At 33.0% G+C, this 21098-nt stretch carries 20 protein-coding genes; 10 read left to right on the forward strand and 10 right to left on the reverse strand.

Annotation, left to right across the window (positions count from 1 at the left end; translation table 11 throughout):
- Nucleotides 1–28: 28 nt before the first annotated feature.
- From F1847_RS02970 to F1847_RS09200, 7 genes are all read right to left on the reverse strand, one after another.
- Nucleotides 29–2188: an McrB family protein gene (locus F1847_RS02970; RefSeq protein WP_150071620.1), complete on the reverse strand. Its 2160-nt coding sequence runs from the start codon at nt 2186–2188 to the stop codon at nt 29–31.
- Nucleotides 2189–2200: 12 nt separating this feature from the next.
- Nucleotides 2201–3892: a DUF2357 domain-containing protein gene (locus F1847_RS02975; protein WP_150071621.1), complete on the reverse strand. Its 1692-nt coding sequence runs from the start codon at nt 3890–3892 to the stop codon at nt 2201–2203.
- A gap of 224 nt (nt 3893–4116) precedes the next feature.
- Nucleotides 4117–4368, reverse strand: a complete 252-nt coding sequence (locus F1847_RS02980) for a hypothetical protein (protein WP_150071622.1) — start codon at nt 4366–4368, stop codon at nt 4117–4119.
- Nucleotides 4369–4373: 5 nt separating this feature from the next.
- Nucleotides 4374–4577: a hypothetical protein gene (locus F1847_RS02985; RefSeq protein ID WP_150071623.1), complete on the reverse strand. Its 204-nt coding sequence runs from the start codon at nt 4575–4577 to the stop codon at nt 4374–4376.
- The gene (locus F1847_RS02990; protein WP_150071624.1) at nt 4574–5671 is read right to left on the reverse strand and encodes a hypothetical protein; all 1098 of its coding nucleotides are present in this window, start codon (nt 5669–5671) and stop codon (nt 4574–4576) included. Before F1847_RS02990 ends, F1847_RS02985 begins: the two co-directional genes overlap by 4 nt.
- Nucleotides 5664–6944, reverse strand: coding sequence for an ATP-binding protein (locus F1847_RS02995; protein WP_150071625.1), 1281 nt, complete (start codon nt 6942–6944; stop codon nt 5664–5666). Before F1847_RS02995 ends, F1847_RS02990 begins: the two co-directional genes overlap by 8 nt.
- 478 nt (nt 6945–7422) lie before the next feature.
- Nucleotides 7423–7581, reverse strand: a complete 159-nt coding sequence (locus tag F1847_RS09200) for a hypothetical protein (protein WP_168194248.1) — start codon at nt 7579–7581, stop codon at nt 7423–7425.
- Nucleotides 7582–7753: 172 nt separating this feature from the next.
- On the opposite strand from F1847_RS09200, the gene F1847_RS03000 reads away from it, so the two are divergent.
- Genes F1847_RS03000 through F1847_RS03035 form a run of 9 tightly spaced genes read left to right on the forward strand, consistent with a single transcriptional unit; the run spans nt 7754 to nt 17127 of the window.
- Nucleotides 7754–9949 (forward strand): TonB-dependent receptor, encoded by a 2196-nt coding sequence (locus F1847_RS03000; RefSeq protein ID WP_168194249.1) that lies wholly within the window; start codon nt 7754–7756, stop codon nt 9947–9949.
- A complete protein-coding gene (locus tag F1847_RS03005) occupies nt 9919–10920 on the forward strand; it encodes an ABC transporter substrate-binding protein (RefSeq protein WP_150071627.1) in 1002 nt (333 codons plus the stop codon). Before F1847_RS03000 ends, F1847_RS03005 begins: the two co-directional genes overlap by 31 nt.
- Nucleotides 10907–11908: an iron ABC transporter permease gene (locus tag F1847_RS03010; RefSeq protein WP_150071628.1), complete on the forward strand. Its 1002-nt coding sequence runs from the start codon at nt 10907–10909 to the stop codon at nt 11906–11908. The genes F1847_RS03005 and F1847_RS03010 overlap by 14 nt, the downstream gene beginning before the upstream one ends.
- A 1-nt stretch (nt 11909) precedes the next feature.
- Nucleotides 11910–12683 (forward strand): ABC transporter ATP-binding protein, encoded by a 774-nt coding sequence (locus F1847_RS03015; protein WP_150071629.1) that lies wholly within the window; start codon nt 11910–11912, stop codon nt 12681–12683.
- Between the two features lie 54 nt (nt 12684–12737).
- Nucleotides 12738–13010, forward strand: a complete 273-nt coding sequence (locus F1847_RS09275; RefSeq protein ID WP_206202420.1) for a hypothetical protein — start codon at nt 12738–12740, stop codon at nt 13008–13010.
- Complete coding sequence (locus F1847_RS03020; RefSeq protein WP_206202422.1) at nt 13007–13747, forward strand: ATP-binding protein; 741 nt, start codon at nt 13007–13009, stop codon at nt 13745–13747. The genes F1847_RS09275 and F1847_RS03020 overlap by 4 nt, the downstream gene beginning before the upstream one ends.
- Nucleotides 13725–15560 (forward strand): VWA domain-containing protein, encoded by a 1836-nt coding sequence (locus F1847_RS03025; RefSeq protein WP_150071630.1) that lies wholly within the window; start codon nt 13725–13727, stop codon nt 15558–15560. Before F1847_RS03020 ends, F1847_RS03025 begins: the two co-directional genes overlap by 23 nt.
- Nucleotides 15557–16390: an ABC transporter ATP-binding protein gene (locus F1847_RS03030; RefSeq protein ID WP_150071631.1), complete on the forward strand. Its 834-nt coding sequence runs from the start codon at nt 15557–15559 to the stop codon at nt 16388–16390. Before F1847_RS03025 ends, F1847_RS03030 begins: the two co-directional genes overlap by 4 nt.
- Nucleotides 16390–17127: an ABC transporter permease gene (locus F1847_RS03035; protein ID WP_150071632.1), complete on the forward strand. Its 738-nt coding sequence runs from the start codon at nt 16390–16392 to the stop codon at nt 17125–17127. Before F1847_RS03030 ends, F1847_RS03035 begins: the two co-directional genes overlap by 1 nt.
- A 5-nt stretch (nt 17128–17132) precedes the next feature.
- Here F1847_RS03035 and F1847_RS03040 read toward each other — a convergent pair whose 3' ends face one another.
- From F1847_RS03040 to F1847_RS03050, 3 genes are read right to left on the reverse strand one after another with little or no spacing between them, the layout of a single operon-like run.
- Nucleotides 17133–17561, reverse strand: coding sequence for an EamA family transporter (locus F1847_RS03040; RefSeq protein WP_150071633.1), 429 nt, complete (start codon nt 17559–17561; stop codon nt 17133–17135).
- Between the two features lie 12 nt (nt 17562–17573).
- Nucleotides 17574–18209 carry a site-2 protease family protein gene (locus F1847_RS03045; protein WP_150071634.1) on the reverse strand — a complete coding sequence of 212 codons (636 nt, stop codon included), beginning with the start codon at nt 18207–18209 and terminating at the stop codon, nt 17574–17576.
- Nucleotides 18210–19445 carry a S41 family peptidase gene (locus tag F1847_RS03050; RefSeq protein WP_150071635.1) on the reverse strand — a complete coding sequence of 412 codons (1236 nt, stop codon included), beginning with the start codon at nt 19443–19445 and terminating at the stop codon, nt 18210–18212.
- A gap of 144 nt (nt 19446–19589) precedes the next feature.
- On the opposite strand from F1847_RS03050, the gene F1847_RS03055 reads away from it, so the two are divergent.
- Complete coding sequence (locus tag F1847_RS03055; RefSeq protein WP_150071636.1) at nt 19590–20870, forward strand: cytochrome c biogenesis protein ResB; 1281 nt, start codon at nt 19590–19592, stop codon at nt 20868–20870.
- Nucleotides 20871–21098 lie beyond the last annotated feature (228 nt).

A 21098-nucleotide genomic window follows, 5' to 3' on the forward strand; every position in this document is an offset into this window, starting at 1 on the left:
CGTTACCTCCTGCAATTTATTATTTTTATTAAGCAAAGCTTGCAAATCCTGTTTCATAAAGTTGCCTAAGCATTAACAAGATTTTTTTAGCTGCGTTTTGATATTTAATTGCATCACGCTGTCCTGTTTGTTTTACTTGTTGGACAGGACTTTCAGATTGATTAGGTTCTTCTGATAGCTGTTGTTTCTGCTGTGTTGATTGATCTTGTTGGGTACTTTCTTGATAAACATTTTTTGAGGTTTTATCCTGAAATTTTTCAATGAAGAAGGCTAAATCATCAGTAATTGGTATTCTTTCAATCCCTGTTAATATTTTCCAGACTTTCTTTTTAAAGTCATCAAATTTTTCATTTTCATAATTTTCTACAGGATTTTTTAAACACCAATTCAAAATTAGCCACAAAGGTCTTTCTAATTTTTGCCTTGGTCCGTGAAATTTAGGTAAAACTTTCATTAAAACTGCATAGTCTAAGGCGGTATTTTCATCCAATTTCCCTACAACATCTGGTGCATTTGTAGCATATTTTACAAATAAGGCTATTTCATTTAAGACTCTATAGCCAAAGTGTAAATCATAGGGTTGTAAATTATTGTTTAATTTAATAAGTTCAGTTAGTTTTCCGTTGTTTTTTAAGTTCTCTATAGCCTCTTCAACTTCTGTTTTATCAGCTATAGCTCCGCAAAAATTTCCGTTATTTTTAAAATCTTGAAGTATTGTTTGACTAATTTCTTTGGCTGTTCGGTTTGATCCATCTTCGTCAATTTTAGAAAAAGCATATTTATCAAAATCAATCTCTCTAAACTCTAAAGTAAAGGCCCGGTCTAAAACTTTTGGACTAAACATGTAAGTTGTTTCGTCTATATTTACAGTTCCTATGATGTAGAGGTTAGGCGGAAGTTTAATTTCCGAAGGAATTTCATTTTCCCTTAGGTCTTTAACGTTTTCAAGTGAGTGAAGTTTTATGCTTTCCTTTGTCCAACCATTTTCATCTCTTCCAGATTCTAATACACTTAAAAAATCCGAAAAGTAATATTCAACATGTGAAAGGTTCATTTCATCAAGAATGATGAAGTATGGATTAGCATTTTCTTTATTTTTCTGGTAATCATTTTTTGCTCTCAAAATAAATTTAAGAAATGGTGTACTTTCATAGTTTTCTGTGATTGGATTGTAATATCCAAGCAAAGCTTTTCCATCTCTCCAATCGGGTCTAACAGAAAGAAAGATATGAGTACAAGTATCACATTCGGTATCAGGTTTAATTTCTGTTTCTTGACTGTTTTTTTTATGGCATTTATCACAGGGGCACAATAGTTCAGCAAAAAGTTGAGCCAATTTTGTCTTTCCTGTTCCCGAAAGTCCAGAGAGAATTACAAAACCTTTGGTCTTGAGGGCAGAGTAAAAAGCTGTAATTTGATCAGGATTGAAATAAAAGCCTTCAGATAGAAAGTAAGAAGCAAGATTAATTTTTTTTAGATATTTCTCAATTTCTTGATTTAAAACATCTTCATTATATGTATTTTCGTATTTTTTATCTATCAACCAAAACAGAAATCCATCTACATCATAAAAGTTTATTTCTTTCCTACCAATTAATTCGTTATAAGTGTTCAATAAATTATTATTATTCTGCATAATGTTTAAAATCTCTTGTTGAAGCTCTCCAATATGTTCATAATTTTCTACATAATTTTTTATTTGAAAGTTAAAAAGTTCCAATACTTTTAAACTTTTTAATTTATCTATCATTTCTTTATATTTTTTTTCATTTTGAATCCAATAGTGATGTGGATAAAAAACACAGAGTATTTCTGTAGTTACAGCCTTATATTTTTTATCTTTTAGTTTAAGTACAATTCCCTTAATTTCACCATCTGAAAGTCTTCTATTTTCTTTTTCTGCTTTATTCACCCTTTCTACTATATTATTCAGCCATTGTACTAATTTGTTATTAAGTTCGTTATTAAGCTTTAAATATTGAGGAGTAGTATAAAGTCTCTTTTTATTAAAAATTTCTTTTATATTTCCTTTTATAAGTTGATTCATTTTAATTTTTTCTAAAATATCTTTAAAAAATTTTAAATTGCTTTCTCTTTCCTCTAAATATTCTTTGTTTTCATTTAAAAAGCCAGCATAAATGTTTAACAAAGCCTCAAGTCTTGGCTTGTTAATGAGAAACTTATCCATCTTATCACCCCCTTATTTACTCTTGTTTTTATCTTTATTTTCTGGCACCATAGCTATGGCACCAATACCCTGTTTATTTAAAATTGATTCTAAATCAAACTTATTTTTTTCTTTAGTATTATTAGCATCATAAAACACATTTTCACTTCCTGGATACAACACTAATGCTAATTCACATCCCAATGCATCCCTATAAGTGTGCATCTTAAAAAGGTCTTGAATTTTTACCAACTTTTCTAAATCTCCTATTTTAAAGGCTTCTTCTTCAAGTTCGTTATCTATCTCCTCTTCTCTCACTAAGTCAAACCTAAACTTGGCATCAAAAACAGCTTTTATCTCCCTTTTGTTTTTAATAAGTGTAAAATCAGGGCGCAAATTAATCGAATAACTTTCTTCTCCTCTTTTAAAAGTTTTGTTATATACAAGTTCATAACTATCTCCTAAATCTGCTTTAATCTCTGATGCAAGTCCACCTTCTTGAGCTTCAAATATTTGAAATTTAAGCTCTGATAAGTCTTTACCTAAGGCTTTTGCCAATCTTTTGGCAAGCTCAAAAAAGCACCAATACTCATAGAGTTTATCTATCCTTCTGTTGTCTATAGCATCTTTTAGCTCATTAAACAAGGGTAATCTTGAAATATTCAAAAGTCGATAAATACTCAAACATTCGCGATATCCGTCTCTTTTCAACAAAACTTGAGAAGAGTAAGGCAAAAAAGTCACATTACCTACATCTCCAAAAAGCGAACCACTCCTAAAATAACGAACATAGTTTTCTAATTCTTCTAATTTTGATTGACAGGATTTAGCTTTTTCCCAAAAGTTACGCTTTTTAAATTCTTCACACCAATAGAGAATGATGTCCATAAAACTTTTAATAAAACGATTTTCTAGATTATCAAGGGTTTCTATAACATGACGCTCAAAAACTCTCTCTGGGAGATATCCCTTTAGCCTATTTGCTAAGAATTTTAAAATACTTCTTGAAGAAACTTTACGCAAATATTCTGGATGATGAAACATCATAATAATAGTGTCTTCATCAACACTTTTTACTTCATTAGGTAATACCCATCTTTCATGAGTAATTAAGCTTCTATAAGGATTTTGTGAAATTGTTTGTAAGGCTTGAATAATATCGTCTGCTTTTTGGGTTAAAAGATGAAGAACAAAAATAGGTGATTGAATTTGAGTATGTTCTTCAGTTGGAAATTCAGTTGGTGATCCTAAATAAAATGGAGCTGAAATGATATACTCTATTATTTCGTCAATTAAGTTTTTTAAAAATTTTGGATAAAAAAGAGGATCTTCTTCATTATTAATTGGGGTTTTACTTGAAATAATCTCTATTGGATCCGTCTTAATTTCTTGACCATTTTTAAATTTTACTTTTATAAAACTTTTTCCAAGATAATTTCTAAAGGTAAAACTCCAGCAACCTTTAGGTCTTTGTTCAGCATTTTCTTCTCCAAAATAAACCTTTTCAATTTCAATTTTTTCTATATCATCTTTTACATATACCCAAATTTCTTTCCATTCTTGAACTATAACATTAGCTATATCAAAATTAAGTTCAGAACATTTTTGTTTTACACTTTCATTCGTAATTTCTATATTTTCCCCTTCTAATATTATTTTAAAATCATCTTTTTCCCAACAAATTTTTTTTCGTTTATCGTTAATGTCTGTGTATTCTTTCCACATACTTTGCTCTCCTTTTTATCTCATATCCAAGGCAATCTAATGTAATGTAAGTATTTACCACAATAATCTCTATATTTTTCTCTTTTCTATAATTGCACCTATTGGAAGACATTTCCCGTTTTTTTATTTTCCACACGATAACCATATATACATATTAAATCTTTCCTAAAATTCACAAGTAACACAACATATTAGTATTTGGATAACTTTCCCCTTTGCTATTTTCAAAAACCTGCTATTCTTTCAACTAAATTTGCTATCTTATGGGCTTTTTCTTGATTTATACCTAAATAGACCACTAAAAAACACTCTACAATCTCATGAATTAGTGTCTTAAGTTTTTCCTTTTTTGGAATTCTGCTATAAACATATATTTTCTTATCCCAAGTCCATACCCCTAATTCTTCTTCAAGATTAAAAACTTCTCCTGTTACTTTATCAACAACCGTCTTATCTTCAGTAAAATAAATCTGCATAAAATCTACCTCTCAAGCACGATCCATTTCACATATTTAGTGCAACGGTCCTTGTATTTCACCTCCTTACCATAAAAACTGCCTCTTCTGTTAGAACATATGCCCCATTCTTCGCTTTCAACGTAAGAACTTCTGGCTTGCCTCATTGCACCCCAATACTCACAAGTAGCACAATATTTAGAACTGGATGAAGTTTTGTAGAGCTTCATCTTTTACCCCCTTTGCTTGGTTTGGTCTTGGCTCTTATTTGCCTTTTGCTAAGCTCATCCTCTAAAAGTTCAATGAGAAGTTTCTCAACCTCGTTTGGTTCAACCCTTTTCTTTACAAATTCATAAGCTTCGTAGGATGCCTTCTCAGCACCATACCTTCCGATTATGTCCAAATAAAAGAGATACATCACCCTGCAGTAAGGATTTTTAGGACTTGGATTTTTTAAGCAATAGACGTTGATATTTTCAAGCCACATACTATCATAAATCTTAGCTAACTCTTCGTTATCAAAGAGTATTCTATCTGCTATCAAAGAGGCTAAGACGTTTAAAAACTCTATAAGCTCCCTCTTGGAGAAAGTCTCAAGGGTAAGCCCTTTAGTTTTTAAATAATCCTTTGCCATCTCTAAGGTTGGTTTAGCATCAGCTTGGTTGGCAAATAATTCTTCGATTGCCTGAATGATGGGGTCAAGGGGATACTCTTCCTCTTCGCACTCACATTGCGGTAGCTCTACTGTTGGCTCATCCTTACATCTACGCTCAAGATATTCCCAAACAGACATCTTTTCTATTTCTTTATCTTGAACTACCTCTTGCTCTTCGGCTGATTTCTGATCTTCATCAATGTTGATAATATCTTTAACTTTAAGTGCTACCATCTCGGTTTCAGGGTCAAGATTCAGTCTCCTCAGTTCATTTAAAATAAGAATGTAGTTATAATCATAGGGATTGAAATAGTAGTAAAAATCATGCATTAAATGATATGCCGAATCAATATCTTTCAGTTTAGCAAACATCCTAAGTATTTCTAAAAATTCTCGTTCAAGCTTTTTTCTTTTATCTAAAACAGGTTCAGCTTCAAATCTTTCTAAAATCTCGTTTGCACATTTAATAAGCTGATTACAAATCTCTCTGTCTATGGCTCTCCTTTCCTTTTTATCAAGTTCTCTGGTATATCTGTAAATATTTACCCCTTTATTTCTTAAAAGACTATCTAATCCGGTAAGACATATATAAGGATTCCCTAAAGCAATAGCCTCATCGGTTAGTTCTTTAGCAATCTGTCTTTGGGCTTCAAGGTCAATCTTATTCATGCTCAAAACCCCCTACAAATCCCAATTTTTCTTCTTGTTTAACCTCAAACTTAAAAGATTTGTGAAGCTTATCTATCAAGGCTAATACTGTGTGAGGGTCGTATTTGGTTTCGTTATACCGTTGTTTAAGTAAATGTTTAACTAAGGTTACAAGAAAGGCTCCAGTTACTTTAAGGATGGCTAACTTCTTTCTTATCTTTTCTTCTTTAAAGACTTCGCTTAAGCGTTCATCTTTTGATTCTCTTAAAACTAGAGAAGGGTAAAAGTCTGGATCAAGTTCTTTAAATTCAATGATAAGGTCAAACCTTCCCGGTCTTCTTAAGGCTATATCAACAAGATGTCTATCGTTTGTGGTAGCTATAAGGTAATGATCATCCCTTTTAACAAAGCCATCTAAAGCCTGAAGAGCACTTGATAATTCTTTTGGGTTAAACAATTTATCCCTCGTTCCAACTAAAAGGTCAATGTCATCTATGCAGAGTAAAACCGGGCTAAATATTTCTGCGTATTCAAAGATTATATTTAAAGGTATTTTGCATCCTGCGTCCACCTCAATTACGGTAATTCCATCTGATTCTGATTTTAAACACTCAGCTATTATAGCCTTTACTGTATCAGTTTTTCCTGTCCCTGGTTCCCCAACAAAAAGGTATCTAAGCCCGTAGTTTTTCCTCTTTACTGCCTCAATGAAATCCTCAAGATCTGATTTGTCTTTTAAATAAATATCATTAAGAGTAATTGTGGGAGAAGGTAAAACTTTAAATTTTACTCTTTCAATATTTTCTCCAACAAGAGATAATCTTAGGAATTTACCATAATATCCTGAATTTCTTATAGCAAGCTTTGTTAATAAATTTGTTAGTTCAATAGAGTACAACTCCTCTGGATCCTCACCTACAACAAAAATACTATAAAGGTTACCAAACCTATCTGGAATGATGGGAAGTGAAAGGAAATATCTTTTATCGTTATATCTAACGATAGCAAGAAGAGCATTTTCAAAGGAAGCATAATTCTCAAGAGGATCAATTCCTACAATAGTAGGAAAAGTAAGGATCCCAGGAGGAATAAAGGAAAAAACATCTTCTACTTTAAAGGGAAGTTCAGAAGGTGGAGGGACGACTTTATCTCCATTATAGAGCTTGAGAAGATAGGATTTTATCGTCTGAAAGATTTCGTAATCAAGAACTCTGGTATAAGCTGAAACACCAAGCTTATTAGTTATTCCCTCTATCTTTTCTTTTAAATTATCTCTCCTTTTTGGTGGAAGCATAGGTTACCTCCTTATTTAGAAGGGTTATTTTAAGGATAATGGTAATTAAAGTAAAAAGAATAAGTATTAGCCGAGAAAAAAGAATAAAACTTAATTTAAGTGGGGAGAAAATCCCTTTTCTTCGATCCCTGGATTTTCCATTGTTAAATCCAGAATGTGTTTGATATTTGATTAATTTAATGTATAGATAAAACAATAATTTTGTCAAGTTCAAAAATAAAGAAATTTCTAATAATTTAAAGAAAATTTCGCTAAATCTTAGGATTATTTTAACATAGTGTCCCTTTTATTGTGTAAAAATTTTTCCGGGAAAGGCATGGTAGTTCCCCAATTCAATTTCATTAAACCCTCTTAACTTCCTTGAGTTTAACCTCTCATTCAGTTCTTTCAAGATCAAGTATAATAATCTTTCAGGAAGTAGGAAGACACGAAAAGTAAATCTCTGGTATAAAAACCGTTTGCCTATTATTTTTGCTTTTCAAGATAGATACTTGTTAAATTCCTGATGAGACAAGTTTAATGTCTCTTCTAAGGAATGAAAAAGTAAGTTTAGCTTTTGTTGTTTCACGGTAGCTTCCCTTCCTTTTTTAGTAATCTTTACTTGTTCTCTTGAGGAAGCTACCAATCCTCCTATCATTTTTCAAGTCTTTACACAATTAATGAGACACTATTTGCTTTTTGAAATTAAATACTACTATATTGACAATTTTAAAATTTAAATTATAAAAAATTTATTTAGATTTTATAAAGGAGGTATTTATGAGGATAAAGTATTTTTTTGTTATACAATATCAAGTTTGGTATTAAGTTTGTTTGTAGTTAATCCAATTTTTGGTGAAGAAGTTAAAGCAGAAAAGGTTAAAAAAACTGAGGAGATTCCTGAGGTAATAGTAACAGCAACAAGGGTTGAAATTCCTGTTGAGGTTGCACCTGCAAGCGTAAATGTGGTTACAAAGAAAAAAATTGAACTTAAAGCCCCAAAAACAATTGATGAGGCTTTAAATGATGTTTTTGGCGTCTTTATTAGAAGAGGAAAAGGTTTAATGGATACTCTTTTTGCAATTACTTTAAGAGGAATTCCTGAACAAAAGAGAACGCTTATTCTTATGGATGGAGTGATATTAAATAATCCTTATACTGGTAGTGTCAAAATGGGAGGATATTATCCAGAAGACCTTGAAAGGATTGAAGTTGTTAAAGGGCCTTTTTCTTCTCTTTACGGTGGTTATGCTATGGGTGGAGTTGTTCAGTTTATAACCAAGATGCCAGAAAAAAGAGAAATTCTTTTAAAAACAGGATATGGCTCAAGCTGGAAGCGTGGGAAAGCAATGGATGATTTAAGAAGAATTTATATATCCTATGGGGATAAATTATTTGATAAATTGAGCATTTTTTTAAGTTATGGTGGACAATGGACGAATGGTTATCCAAGTGATTTTAATGTTCAAACAACAAAACCACCTACAGGAATTATTGGTTATAAAGAAACTTTAACAAGAGAAGGAAAGAAAGCTTATCTAATTGGAGATAAAGGAGATAATACTTGGTGGGATGATGGAATTACAATCAAAGCACAGTATGAGTTTACAAAAGATACGAAATTAAGATTAACTTTTATGAGAAATCGTTACAATTATGATTATGATGCATCACATACGTATATATTTAATGCAACAACTGGAGCTCCTGTTTGGGGATATGGTAGAGTAAGAGAAAATACTTTTTTACCTGGAGGTGGGGGTCGAATTCAAAATACATATTCCTCAGGATTTGAGTCAAAGCTTTTTAAAGACATTGTAATGAAATTAAATTTATCATATTTAAATGTTGAAGAGGATTGGTATATTACTACACTTTCTAATGCAACAAGAACTGGTTGTATAGGTTCTCCATCAGCATGTGGATATGTTTCAAATACTCCATCAGAGGCTTATATGGTAGATATCCAATTTAGTCTTCCCATTTTTAGTAACCAGATTATTACATTTGGTGGCTCTTATAGACATGGACATGCCCACACAAAGGGAAAATATCTAAGAAACTGGAGAGATAGAGAATCAATAACGACCTTAAAATATGAATCAAAAGGTAAAGATAGGACTTATGCAGTTTTTTTTCAAGATGAAATAATGCTTCTAAATAATTTAACTCTCTATATAAGCTTTAGACAAGACTGGTGGAAAACTTATGACGGATATGTAAATGATGTCGGGAAAAAAGGTTATCCAATAGAATATCCATCACATTCTGCATCTTCTTTTAGCCCTAAATTTGGTTTAGTCTATAAACCCTTTGAATCAACAATACTTCGTGGTTCAATTGGAAAAGCTTTTAGACCTCCAACAGTATATGAACTTTATAGAACCTGGACAAGTACTGCTACAGGAATTACTTATGCTGGGAATCCTTACTTAGACCCTGAAACAGTTATATCTTGGGATATCGGAGTTGAGCAAAAACTTTGGAAAGGTGCAAGAGTTTCTTTGACGTATTTTGAAAATTATATGAGAGATTTAATATACCGTAAAACTGTTAATGCTACATATCAGGAATTGGTAAATGTTGGTAAAGCAGAATCTCGCGGTGTTGAATTTGAGTTTGAGCAAAAGCTTGATAAATGGTTAAGATTTTTTACAAACTTTACCTATACTGATTCTGAAATCAAAGAAAATAAAGCAAAACCAGAAACAGTTGGAAAAAGACTTACTTATACACCTTTATGGATGGCAAATATTGGATTAGAATTTGAAAAATCAAAATTTCAAGCATTTCTTATTGGAAGATATGTTGATAAATGGTATGTCAATGACGATAATTCTGATAAGGTTAAAAATGTTTACGGTTCTTATGATGAATATTTTGTTGTTGATGGAAGAATTTCTTACCAGGTTTCAAAATTTGCAAAGTTAAGTTTTGAGGTAGATAACATTTTTAATAGAAAATACTATCAATATTATAAGGCACCAGAAAGGCAATGGTTTTTAGAGTTCTCATTAAAGTTTTAGTTTTGATATTTAGTTTAAGCTTTACATGGGTTGAGGTTTTACAAGCCTCAACCTTCAGAGTTACTGATAAGCTTGGAAGAAATGTTGTAGTTAATGTTCCTGTTAAGAGGGCGGTTATGGGGATAACTTATGAGCTTATTCCAGCTTTAAACTTATGGAATCAGGTTACAGGGGTTTCAAGGTGGGCAGAGGAAAATTGCGATCTTTATAAAGCAATTGTAAGTGAAAATCCTTTGTTTAAAAAACCAACCGTTGGCGCTGGCTCAGATTTAAATGTTGAAGCAGTGCTAAGGTTAAAGCCAGATATTGTTATCACTTGGACATATAGTCCAAATACAATAAGATTTCTTGAACAAAAGGGTATTAAAGTTATAGGAATTTGGCCTGATAGTCTTTCTGAGCTTTATGAAGTTATTAGGATGCATGGAAAACTTTTTGGGAAAGAAAAAAGAGCAGAAGAAGTGATTTCTGAAATGGAAAAGATATTAAACCTTATTAAAAAAAGAGTTTCAAAAATTTCACCTGAAAAAAGAAAAAAAATAATACATCTCGGTGGGAAACCGACTACTGTTTCGTGTGGAATTGGTATTACAAACGATATTATAGATTTAATCGGAGGAATAAATCCAGCTGGTTCTATTCAGAGTAGAAATGCAGAGGTATCAATTGAGAAAATAGTTAAATGGGATCCTGATGTAATTTTTATATGGGGTTCTGCTGGGTATAATGAATCTTGGCTTTATAAAAATTCTCAATGGAAAGCTATTAAAGCTGTAAGAGAGCATAAGGTTTATAAACTTCCAAGGTGGTCAACTTGGTCTCCGAGACTTGCACCAATTGCACTTTACATGGCAATGAAGGTTTATCCTGAATATTTTAAAGACGTAGATTTTGAAAAAGTTGCGGATAATTTTTATAAAAAAGTTTTTGGTATTTCTTATTATAAGGTAAAGAAATATGAGGGGTATTAAGGCTTTAGTGATTTTAATTTCTCCCTTTGTTGTTGCATGGGTAGCTCTTTTTCTTGGTGCTTATGGAGTTAGCCCATTCATGGTTTTAAAAATTTTACTGAACGAAACTTTTCATATTTTTAATATAGGAGATATTCCAGAAAAGGCGATAATATTTGATATAAGGTTACCAAGGGTTATACTTGCTGGGATTGTTGGTGCTTGTCTTTCTGGAGCAGGGGTTACCCTTCAGGGAATATTTAGGAATCCTCTTGTTGATCCTTTTATCCTTGGCATTTCAGCTGGAGCAGCCTTTGGATGTGCTATAACCATTGGGTTTTTAAGCTTTCTTCCTGTTCAATTTATGGCCTTTATTTTTGGAATAACTGCGGTAGTCATTGCTTATACTGTTGCCCAGACACAAGGCGAGGTAAGTAGACTTCCTCTTATTCTTTCTGGAGTCATTGTTTCAGCTTTTTTTACTGCTTTGGTATCTATTGTTAAGTTTTTGGTTGATCCTCATAAGCTTCAAAGTATCGTTTATTGGCTTATGGGAAGTTTTTCACTTGCTGATTGGAGAGGAGTAAAAGTTTCTCTTTTGGGAGTTGTTTTCGGATTATTTCCTATTTTTCTTATGCGTTGGAGGCTAAATGTGATGAGCCTTAGTGAGGAAGAAGCAAAAGCTCTTGGAGTTAATGTTGCAAGAGACAGACTTCTTTTTATTGGATTTTCAACCTTAGCTGTAGCTATAGCAACCTCCCTTTGTGGGATTATTGGATGGGTAGGACTTATGGTTCCTCATTTAGTAAGAATGCTTATTGGGCCTGATCATAAAGTTCTTTTTCCACTTAGTCTCACTGCGGGGGCATCTTTTATGATTGCAGCAGATACTATATCTCGCACTCTTACAAGTTTTGATATTCCCGTTGGTATTATTACTGCTTTAACTGGTGCACCATTTTTTATTTATTTAATGAAACGTGGTGGTAAAGAAGCTTGGGGTAAATAGCATGCTTGAAGTAAGAGAAATTTATTTTAGGCATAAAGGAGAAAAACGTGATATTTTAAAAGGAATAAGCTTTACCGCAGAGAAAGGCTTTATAACTGCTATTTTAGGACCTAATGGTTCTGGGAAAACTACACTTTTTAAGTGCATTTCTGGGATTTGGAAAAACTATAAAGGAGAGATTAAAGTTGATGGAATAACTATTAATAAATTATCTTACAAAAATAGAGCAAGGTATTTTTCAGTTGTTCCACAAGATCATGAGCCTGCCTTTCCTTTTTCTGTTTTTGATGTGGTTCTTATGGGAAGAGCAAGTTATGTAGGAATTTTCTCATCTCCTGGTAAAAAAGACTATGAGAAAGTAGAAACCGCATTAGAACTTGTTGGAATTAGACAATTAAAAGATGTTCCTTATACTAAGATAAGTGGTGGAGAAAGGCAGCTTGTTCTTATTGCAAGGGCTATTGCTCAAGAGGCTCCAGTGATGCTTCTTGATGAACCAACAAGTCATCTTGATTTTAAAAATCAGATAAATGTTTTAAAGAAAATAAAAGAAATTGCAACTTTAAAAGGACTTACAGTTGTTATGACTTTACATGACCCAAATCTTGCAAGCCTTTTTTCAGATAAAATAGTGGTGATTAATTCAGGAAATAAGATAGCAGAAGGAAGTCCAAAAGAAGTTTTAACAGAAGAATTAATTAAAAGGGTTTATGAAGTAGAGGTTATTAATTTTTGCTTTAACGGGCAAAAATTGATTTGTCCCAAGCTAAAATAAAAAATAGGTTGACTAAGTTTACAAAACCAAAGGTAAGATGAAGGAGGTTTTAAGGTGATATTTCCTTTTACAGCAATCGTTAATCAAGAAGAGATGAAGCTTGCCCTTATTTTAAACGTAATTGATCCAGGTATTGGTGGTGTTTTGATAATGGGAGAAAAAGGGACTGCTAAATCAACAACAGTTCGTGCTTTAGCAGACCTTCTTCCTGAGATTGAAGTAGTAAAGGGATGTAGGTTTAATTGTTCTCCGGAGGGTCCATTTTGTAGTGATTGTCTTGAAAAAATAAAAAATGAAATCCCTCTCGAAACAGAAAAAAGAAAATGAAGGTGGTTGAACTTCCTCTTGGGGTTACTGAGGATAGAGTGGTTGGGACCCTCGATATTGAACATGCTATTAAAAAAGGAGAAAAAAAATTTGAACCAGGAATTCTTGCAGAAGCAAACAGAAATTTTCTTTACATCGATGAAGTTAATTTACTTGAAGACCATATCGTAGATCTTCTTCTTGATTCAGCTGCAATGGGGATAAATACAGTTGAGAGGGAAGGTATATCCTTTACTCATCCTGCGAGATTTATTCTTGTAGGTACGATGAACCCGGAAGAAGGAGAGCTTAGACCTCAACTTCTTGATAGGTTTGGTCTTTGTGTTCAAGTGAATACTTTAAGAGATAAAGCTTTAAGGAAGGAGGTTCTTAAAAGAAAGGCAGAATTTGATGATGACCCAGAGGAATTTTTTAAAAAATGGGAGCCTGAACAAAAAAAACTTTTAGAAAGAATACTTAAAGCAAAAGAAAATCTTAAAAAAGTAGAAATTAGTGATGATGCCCTTTCTCAAGTAGTTGAAATAACTTCAGAGTTAAATCTTGATGGTCATAGAGCAGACATTGTGATGCTAAAATCTGCCAGAGCTTATGCAGCTTTTAATGGAAAAAATAAAATAATTAGAGAAGAAATTAAAAAAGTTGCTCCCTTAGCCTTAAGACACAGGCTAAAAAGACTTCCTTTTGAGGATATCTCAAATGAGGTAGAAAAATTACATGCCATACTTGAAAAAATATAGTTTAAGCTTTTCAGATTTTATTTTTCAGGATATAGCAAAACTTGCTCTTCTTTTAAATGCGATCGAACCCAGATGTGGAGGTGTCCTTTTTATCGGAAAAAAAGGAACCGGTAAATCAACCCTTTTAAAGGCTTTTAAAAAGATAGTTTCTTTTTTAGACTATCCTTTTATTGAAGTTCCGATGAGTGTTACTGAAGAAGCCCTTTTGGGAGGGATTAATATTGAAGAAACTTTAAACCAAGGAAAAAGGATTTATCAAAGGGGGCTTCTTGGTAAGGCACAAGGAGGGTTTTTATTAGTTGAAGACATAAACCTTTTCCCGAACGATATACTTTCTTTGATTTTTGAGGTTCAATCAAGAGGCGAGAATATAGTTGAAAGAGAGGGTATAACCCTTAGAGAGCCTGCAAACTTTATAATTCTTGCAACAATGAACCTAGAGGAAGGGGAGTTTTCAAGCCATTTTCTTGATAGGTTTGGTATGTGTGTAATTATGGATGATATTAAAGATAAAGAAAGGAGAAAAGAAATTATAAGGCTTAATCTTCAAGATTTTGGAAATTTAAGAAAAGATGAGGAAGAAATTGTTAAAGGGATTTTAAGGTCTAAAGAGTTGATAAAAGAGGTAAAATTACCTGATGAGATAAAGGACTATATTATAGAATTAGCTTTGAAATCTGCTGTAGCTGGACACAGGGCTGATATTTTTTTGATGCATGCGGTAAAAGCCTATACCGCCTATCTTGGAGAAAAAGAGGTAAAAAAGGAATATGTAGATGAGGTTGCTCCCCTTGTTTTGGTGCACAGAAAAAGATTGATTGAGCCACCACCTCCTCCTCAACAAGAGGAAGAGCCTCAAGAGGAAAAGGAGGAACAAAAACAAAATCAAGAAAAAGAGAAAAAAGAAACAAAACAAAAAGAACCTTTATCTTCCCTTCCAGAAGGAAGTATTGAAAGATTCTCTCAGGAAAAGGAAGAAGTTTTTCCGGTTGGAGAAAGCTTTAAAGTGAAAAGGATTTTACTTAAAAAGGATAGGATTATAAGAGAGGCTGTAGGAAGAAGAACCAAAACTAAGATAAAAGGAAGGGGAGGAAGGTTTGTTAGAAGCCTTATTCAAGAAAGAGAAGAGGTGGCGATTTCTGCAACCATAAGAGCTGCTTCTCCCTTTCAGATTGTAAGAGGAAGAAAGGACAAACTTATTATAAAAGAAGAGGACTTAAGATATAAAGAAAAAGAGAGAAAAATGAGGCATATCGTTATTTTTGTAGTTGATGGTTCTGGATCTATGGGAGTAGAAAACAGAATGATACAAACTAAAGGAGCTATTCTTTCTCTTCTTATGGATTGCTATCAAAAAAGGGATAAAATAGCTATGATTGTTTTTAGAAAAGATAGGGCAGAAACTGTTCTTCCTCCAACTTCTTCTCATGAACTTGCTTTAAAAAGATTAAAAGAAATTCCAACCGGTGGGAAAACCCCTCTTTCAGCAGGACTTATGGAAACCTATAATTTAATAAGAAGATTAAAACTAAAAGAGCCTTATAGTAGGTTTTTGATTTTCCTTATTACTGATGGAAAAGCAAATGTTTCTTTAACTGGAAAGTCTGTTTTTGAAGAACTTCAGAGTCTTTGTAGTCTTTTAAGTAGTATTTCATCTGCTGATTTTATAGTTATAGATACAGAAAAGAAAAACAAATTTATAAGGATGGATATTGCTTTTAAGGTTGCAGAATGGCTTAATGCAAGGTATTATTTAGTTGAAGATTTAAAAGCAGATAGTCTTTTAGCTATTGCAAGGGCTTATAAGTTATGATAAAAGTTGAGGGACTTGTTAAACATTATGGGAAAATAAAGGCAGTTGATGGGATAAGTTTTGAGATAAAACAAGGTGAAATATTTGGACTTCTTGGCCCAAACGGAGCAGGGAAAACAACTACAGTAAAGGTTTTAATCACTTTAACTAAGCCTGATGCGGGGAAATGTTTTATCAACGGTTTTGATGTTATAAAAGAACCTTATGAAATTAGAAAATTTATCGGGGTTGTTCCACAGGAAAATAACTTAGATAGAGACTTAACGGTTTACGAAAATCTTTTTATTTATGGAAAACTTCATAAAATAAAGGATTTAAAGGTCAAGATCAAAAACTTATTAGAGATGATGGGGCTTTGGGAAAGGAAAGATACGCTGGTTTCTAAGCTTTCAGGTGGTATGCAAAGAAGACTTCTTCTTGCAAGAGCCTTGCTTTCAGACCCGAAAGTTTTATTTTTAGATGAGCCTTCTATAGGGCTTGACCCTCAGATAAGAAGACATCTTTGGGAAATAATAAAAAGAGCGAAGGCAGAAGGTAAGACCGTTTTTCTTACTACTCATTATATAGAAGAGGCAGAAGCGCTTTGTGATAGGGTTGGAATTTTAGCTAAGGGAAGACTTATTGCCCTTGGGTCTCCGTCTGAACTTAAAAAATCTGTAGGTCTTTTTACGGTAGAGTACATAGACCAAGAAGGTAATATAAACCTTTGGATGTTTAAGACCAAAGAAGAGGCCTACGAGTTTGCCAAGAAAAATGACCTGCCTTTAGTTATAAGAGAAACTAACTTAGAAGATGTATTTATCAAACTTACCGGAGAAAGGATAGAATAGTGGATTGGTATCCTGTTTTATTGCGAGAACTTTTGATTTTTAGAAGGAGGCTTTTAAAGTTTGGCTATCTTTTGTCTGCTATGATGCTTCCTATTATTTATTTTATCGTTTTTGGACTTGGTCTCGGAAGGATGGTTCAAATGGGGGAGAAAGGATATCTTAGCTTTCTTATACCAGGACTTGTGGCTATGACCTCTATGACCAACTCTTATACCTGGATCGCTAATTCTATAAACCTCAATCGTCTTTATTTTAAAACCTTTCAGGTACTTTATTTAGCTCCTATTTCTTATAGTTCTATAATCGTCGGAGAAGTCCTTGCAGGCATGATAAAAGGGCTTTTTGCCGCAAGTTTAATCATCCTGGTGGGTTATGTTACCTGTCCTCATTTTGGTCTAAGTCTACCTTTTATAGTAGCCCTCTTTTTAAACTGTTTTTTGTTTGCAAACCTTGGTTTTTTGGTAGGTATGTCTGCCAAAGGACACGAGGAGACAGCAACTTATTTTAATTTTTTTATCCTTCCGATGGGCTTTTTTTGTGGGACTTTTTTCCCAATAGAACGTATTCCGATTTTTTTAAAACCTATAGTCTATGTTTTACCTCTAACCTATACCAACATTCTTATAAGAAAGGAATTTTTTGATACCCTTGCATGGATTTGTGTTTTGATGCTGGTTTTTTATAGTGTGATTTTGTTTGTTTTAGGGTTTAGGTCTCTTAAAAACTACAGCGAATAAGTTTTTTAAGGATTTTTAAACAAAAGAAAAACTCCAGATACTATAAGAAATACCGCTATGATTTTGTTTAAGTGTATTTCTTCTTTAAGGAAAATAACGGAAAAAAAGGTTGCAATCAACGGATACACAGAAGTTAGTGGCACTATTTGAGAGGCCTTTTGAGATTTAAGTAAGGTAAAATAGGTTAACATCCCTAAAAAACCACCTAAGATACCGCTTAAAGATAAAACAGCTATGTTTTTAAAGTTTAGGACTTCAGGCTTAAAGGTCCCTGTTAAGAAAACAGCCAGGCTTAGCCCTATAAGGGCGACTAAGGTTCTGACAAAAAGAGCCATAAGAGGGTCTACGTTTTTTAGCCCGATTTTTTCTATTATAGGACATATTCCCCAAAGGATTATGGTAATCAACCAGAGTATTAACGTTGATTTTTCCATGGTTTGTAAAGCCTAAAAAACGTTAGTAAGTCCTAAAACTAAATTGGTAGCTAAGTTTAATATAGGATAAATTACTCTTCCAAGCACCCCGGTTAAAGCTAAAATCAAGATAAAAATAAACCCGAATAATTCAAGTCTTAGATAGTTAAACCTCCAGGTTTTAGGTAAGAATTTAACCAATATTTTACTTCCGTCCAAAGGAGGAATAGGTAAAAGGTTAAAAATAGCTAAACCTAAGTTTATTTTTATCCCTAAAAAACACATAAGGGCCAGAGGTTGAGAAACCGCAAAAGAAGTATAATTTAAGTTTAATCCATAAAATAGATGAAACAAAAACCCAAAGAGAAAAGCAAGTAGGATGTTTGAAAGCGGCCCAGCCAAAGAAACAAGGGCCATGTCTTTCCAAGGATTTTTGAAGTAGTTAGGGTTAATAGGCACAGGTTTTGCCCAACCTATAGCCTGAGTAATAAACAACGTTAAAGTTCCAAAAACGTCAAGATGCTTGATCGGATTTAACGTAAGTCTTTTAGCAAGCTTAGGGGTAGGGTCTCCTAAAAGGTAGGCTACCAAACCGTGAGAAAATTCGTGCACCGTTAAAGCCAGCAATAAAACCGGAGTTAAAAGTATAAAAACCTTAGGGTCAAACATTTAAAAATTAAGCTTAGAAATTTCTTTTAGGTTTTTTAAAATAGAAAGAGCCATTTTTACCTGAAAATCCTCTTCAGGTGAAGTCCAAGGTTTTATTAGGTCTTCTTCGTCTTTGTTTTTAGATTTTTCTTTGGCTGCTAACTCAACCATAGGTATTTCGATGTCAGGCACAATTCCTATCGTATCGATACAAACCCCATTTGGGGTATAGTAGAAGGCAGTGGTCAACTTAACTGCGTAACCATCGTCAAGAGGGATGACCGTTTGGACCCTACCTTTACCAAAACTTTTTTGTCCAAGCACAAGGGCTCTTTTATGGTCTTTTAACGCACCGGTAACTATTTCAGAGGCAGAAGCCGTGCCATGGTTGATAAGGATTACGATAGGATAAGGATGCTTTTTGTTGCTTGGATTAGGTTTAGCCTCAAAGGTCATCTCTGAGTTTTTTGCCTTACCTTTTACAGAAACAATGAGACCTTTTTCAAGAAACTCGTCTGCTACCTCTATTGCAGAAGAGAGAAGACCTCCTGGATTATAACGAAGGTCTAAAATGAGACCCTTTAGTTGCTGTTTTTCAAGTTCTTCTAAAGCATTGATCAGCTCTTGATGGGTCTTTTCTTGAAAGTTGGTAATCCTTACATAGGCATAATTTGGTTCAAGAAGTTTATACTTTACACTTCTTATAGGAATTACATCTCTGATAAGGGTAATTTCTTTTATGTCTTTATCGTTTCTAAGTATGGTTAAAGTAACCTTAGTTCCTTTAGGGCCTCTTAACAGTTTGACAGCCTCAGTAATACTCATTCCTTTAGTAGGTTTGTCTTCTATTTTTAGAATTTTATCTCCTGGCTTGATACCAGCTTTCCAAGCAGGGGTGTCTTCGATCGGAGCCACTACAGTTATTACATCGTCTTTTATGGTAATTTCTATCCCTATTCCCGTAAAGCTTCCTTTGGTTTCGATTTCAAGTTCCTTAAATTCTTCAGGTTTCATCAAAGAAGAGTAGGGGTCTAAAGAGTTTAACATTCCGTTTATAGCACCATAAATAAGGTCTTTGGGAGATACTTCGGTTACATAGTTGTCCTCTATAAGCTTTAATACTTGAGAAAAAAGTTTGAGGTATTTGTAGATCTCTTCGTTTTTTTCTTTAGTAAATCCGTTGGAAAAGGCTACGGCTAATAAAAGAAGAATACCTAATATAGGATAAAGGAGTTTTTTATTTTTAAAATTTTTCATACATGCTCCCTTTAAGAAAGTTTTACTCTCAACTTCCATTAAAACCTAAATCACAATTTTTTCAAGGTAAGCTTAGGTGTTGATTTTAAAATTTTTCTATGTTATTTTTAAGAGAGCTTTTTAAAACACAGAAAGGGGTAAAAGATGAAGACTATCTGGGATTTTTTTTCTTCAGTTAAGGTTGCAGTAGTTTTGTTTTTTCTTATAGCCTTTTTTTCTATTTTAGGAACTATAATCCCTCAAGTTCAGCCCCCAGATTTTTACTTAATGAAATATGGAGAAACCTTTGGTCGAGTTATTCTTTTATTACAGCTTAATGATGCCTACCATTCTGTTTGGTATGTATTTTTACTCCTTTTTTTTATGATAAACCTTATTACCTGTTCGGTAAAACGTTTTAAAGTGAGCTGGAAACTTTTTAAGAAAAATCCAGAAGAGGTAGACCCCCAAAGATTACCTAATACCCAAGAAATAAAAGTAAAAAAAGACTTTTCTCAATTAATAAGTTTATTAAAAAACTTGGGGTTCGCTCAAAAAGAAACCTCTCAAGGTCTTTTGTTTTATCAAGACAAAAATCGTATAGGTTATTTATCGGTTTATTTAGTGCATTTTTCTTTGGTCTTAATGATAATAGGGGCTGTTGTAGGTGCTATCTGGGGATTTAGAGGAAACATGTACTTATTAGAAGGAGAAGCTTCTAATCAAGTAGTTCTTTTTAAAAAAGAAAACCCCCTCTTTCTTGATTTTTCAGTAAGGCTTAACAAGTTTATTTTTGAAGTCTATCCAGACGGAACCCCTAAGGAATATATCTCAAACGTTACTTTTATAGAAAAAGGCAATAACACCGTTGACGCTTTGATAAAGGTTAACCATCCTGCCAAACATAAAGGAATTGCTTTTTATCAAGCAAGTTATGAAGAAATTCCTAAATTTAATGTAAAAATAACTTTAGACGGTAAAACCTTTGAAAAAATTGTTGACCCAACTCTACCTGTAGAAATAGCCGATAGATATGTGCTAATACTTGAGGCCTATATGGCCCATCAAGGTTTTTTGGTAGCTAAATTTAATCTTTTAGACCAAGAAACTGGGGAAGGAGACGAGATTTTTGCCATAGAAGGAAAACCCTCTGAGTTTAAAATAAAGGAAAAGATAGGTAAGTTTGAGCTTAAAGACTTAGCCGGTAAGTTTTACATGAGTGTGCTTCAGGTAAAAAAAGACCCAGGGGTTTGGTTGGTTTATGCAGGGTTTTTGTTGATGATTTTAGGGTTGATAGGAGTTTACTTTTTAGAACCAAAAACCCTTTGGGTTTTCTTAAAAGAAGACGGAGAAAAAATATTAATAAAAGTAGGTGGGATGGCTAAGAGAGATAAAAGCGGTCTTACCTTAAAACTAAACGAACTTATTAAAAAACTTGAGAGTTGAGCTTATGACTATTTCTTTAGTTTATCATTAGAAAGTTCTCAGGGTCTCAAAAGAAGTTTGTAATTTATTAGGTTTAGATAAGTTTAAAGTATATCTCAATAATGTGTTTTTTAATTAGATAACTAAAATTTTGACTCTTTTAAATTTTCTTTAAAACCTCTTTTTAATCTTGACTTTTTATATCTTTTTTTTAAACTTTTTAAATAAGGTGCGGATAAAAGGTTAAAC

It is taken from the genome of Thermodesulfobacterium sp. TA1 (assembly GCF_008630935.1).
Classification (GTDB): Bacteria; Desulfobacterota; Thermodesulfobacteria; order Thermodesulfobacteriales; family Thermodesulfobacteriaceae; genus Thermodesulfobacterium.

Excerpts from the sequence above, each read along its gene's own strand:
- F1847_RS02995 (WP_150071625.1), bottom strand. The coding sequence starts at position 6,944 with ATGCTTCCACCAAAAAGGAGAGATAATTTAAAAGAAAAGATAGAGGGA.
- F1847_RS03030 (WP_150071631.1), top strand. The coding sequence starts at position 15,557 with ATGATAAAAGTTGAGGGACTTGTTAAACATTATGGGAAAATAAAGGCA.
- F1847_RS03045 (WP_150071634.1), bottom strand. The coding sequence starts at position 18,209 with ATGTTTGACCCTAAGGTTTTTATACTTTTAACTCCGGTTTTATTGCTG.
- F1847_RS03020 (WP_206202422.1), top strand. The coding sequence starts at position 13,007 with ATGAAGGTGGTTGAACTTCCTCTTGGGGTTACTGAGGATAGAGTGGTT.
- F1847_RS02985 (WP_150071623.1), bottom strand. The coding sequence starts at position 4,577 with ATGAAGCTCTACAAAACTTCATCCAGTTCTAAATATTGTGCTACTTGT.
- F1847_RS03005 (WP_150071627.1), top strand. The coding sequence starts at position 9,919 with ATGGTTTTTAGAGTTCTCATTAAAGTTTTAGTTTTGATATTTAGTTTA.
- F1847_RS02970 (WP_150071620.1), bottom strand. The coding sequence starts at position 2,188 with ATGGATAAGTTTCTCATTAACAAGCCAAGACTTGAGGCTTTGTTAAAC.
- F1847_RS02975 (WP_150071621.1), bottom strand. The coding sequence starts at position 3,892 with ATGTGGAAAGAATACACAGACATTAACGATAAACGAAAAAAAATTTGT.
- F1847_RS02980 (WP_150071622.1), bottom strand. The coding sequence starts at position 4,368 with ATGCAGATTTATTTTACTGAAGATAAGACGGTTGTTGATAAAGTAACA.
- F1847_RS03050 (WP_150071635.1), bottom strand. The coding sequence starts at position 19,445 with ATGAAAAATTTTAAAAATAAAAAACTCCTTTATCCTATATTAGGTATT.
- F1847_RS03015 (WP_150071629.1), top strand. The coding sequence starts at position 11,910 with ATGCTTGAAGTAAGAGAAATTTATTTTAGGCATAAAGGAGAAAAACGT.
- F1847_RS03040 (WP_150071633.1), bottom strand. The coding sequence starts at position 17,561 with ATGGAAAAATCAACGTTAATACTCTGGTTGATTACCATAATCCTTTGG.
- F1847_RS02990 (WP_150071624.1), bottom strand. The coding sequence starts at position 5,671 with ATGAATAAGATTGACCTTGAAGCCCAAAGACAGATTGCTAAAGAACTA.
- F1847_RS03025 (WP_150071630.1), top strand. The coding sequence starts at position 13,725 with ATGCCATACTTGAAAAAATATAGTTTAAGCTTTTCAGATTTTATTTTT.
- F1847_RS09200 (WP_168194248.1), bottom strand. The coding sequence starts at position 7,581 with ATGATAGGAGGATTGGTAGCTTCCTCAAGAGAACAAGTAAAGATTACT.
- F1847_RS03055 (WP_150071636.1), top strand. The coding sequence starts at position 19,590 with ATGAAGACTATCTGGGATTTTTTTTCTTCAGTTAAGGTTGCAGTAGTT.
- F1847_RS03010 (WP_150071628.1), top strand. The coding sequence starts at position 10,907 with ATGAGGGGTATTAAGGCTTTAGTGATTTTAATTTCTCCCTTTGTTGTT.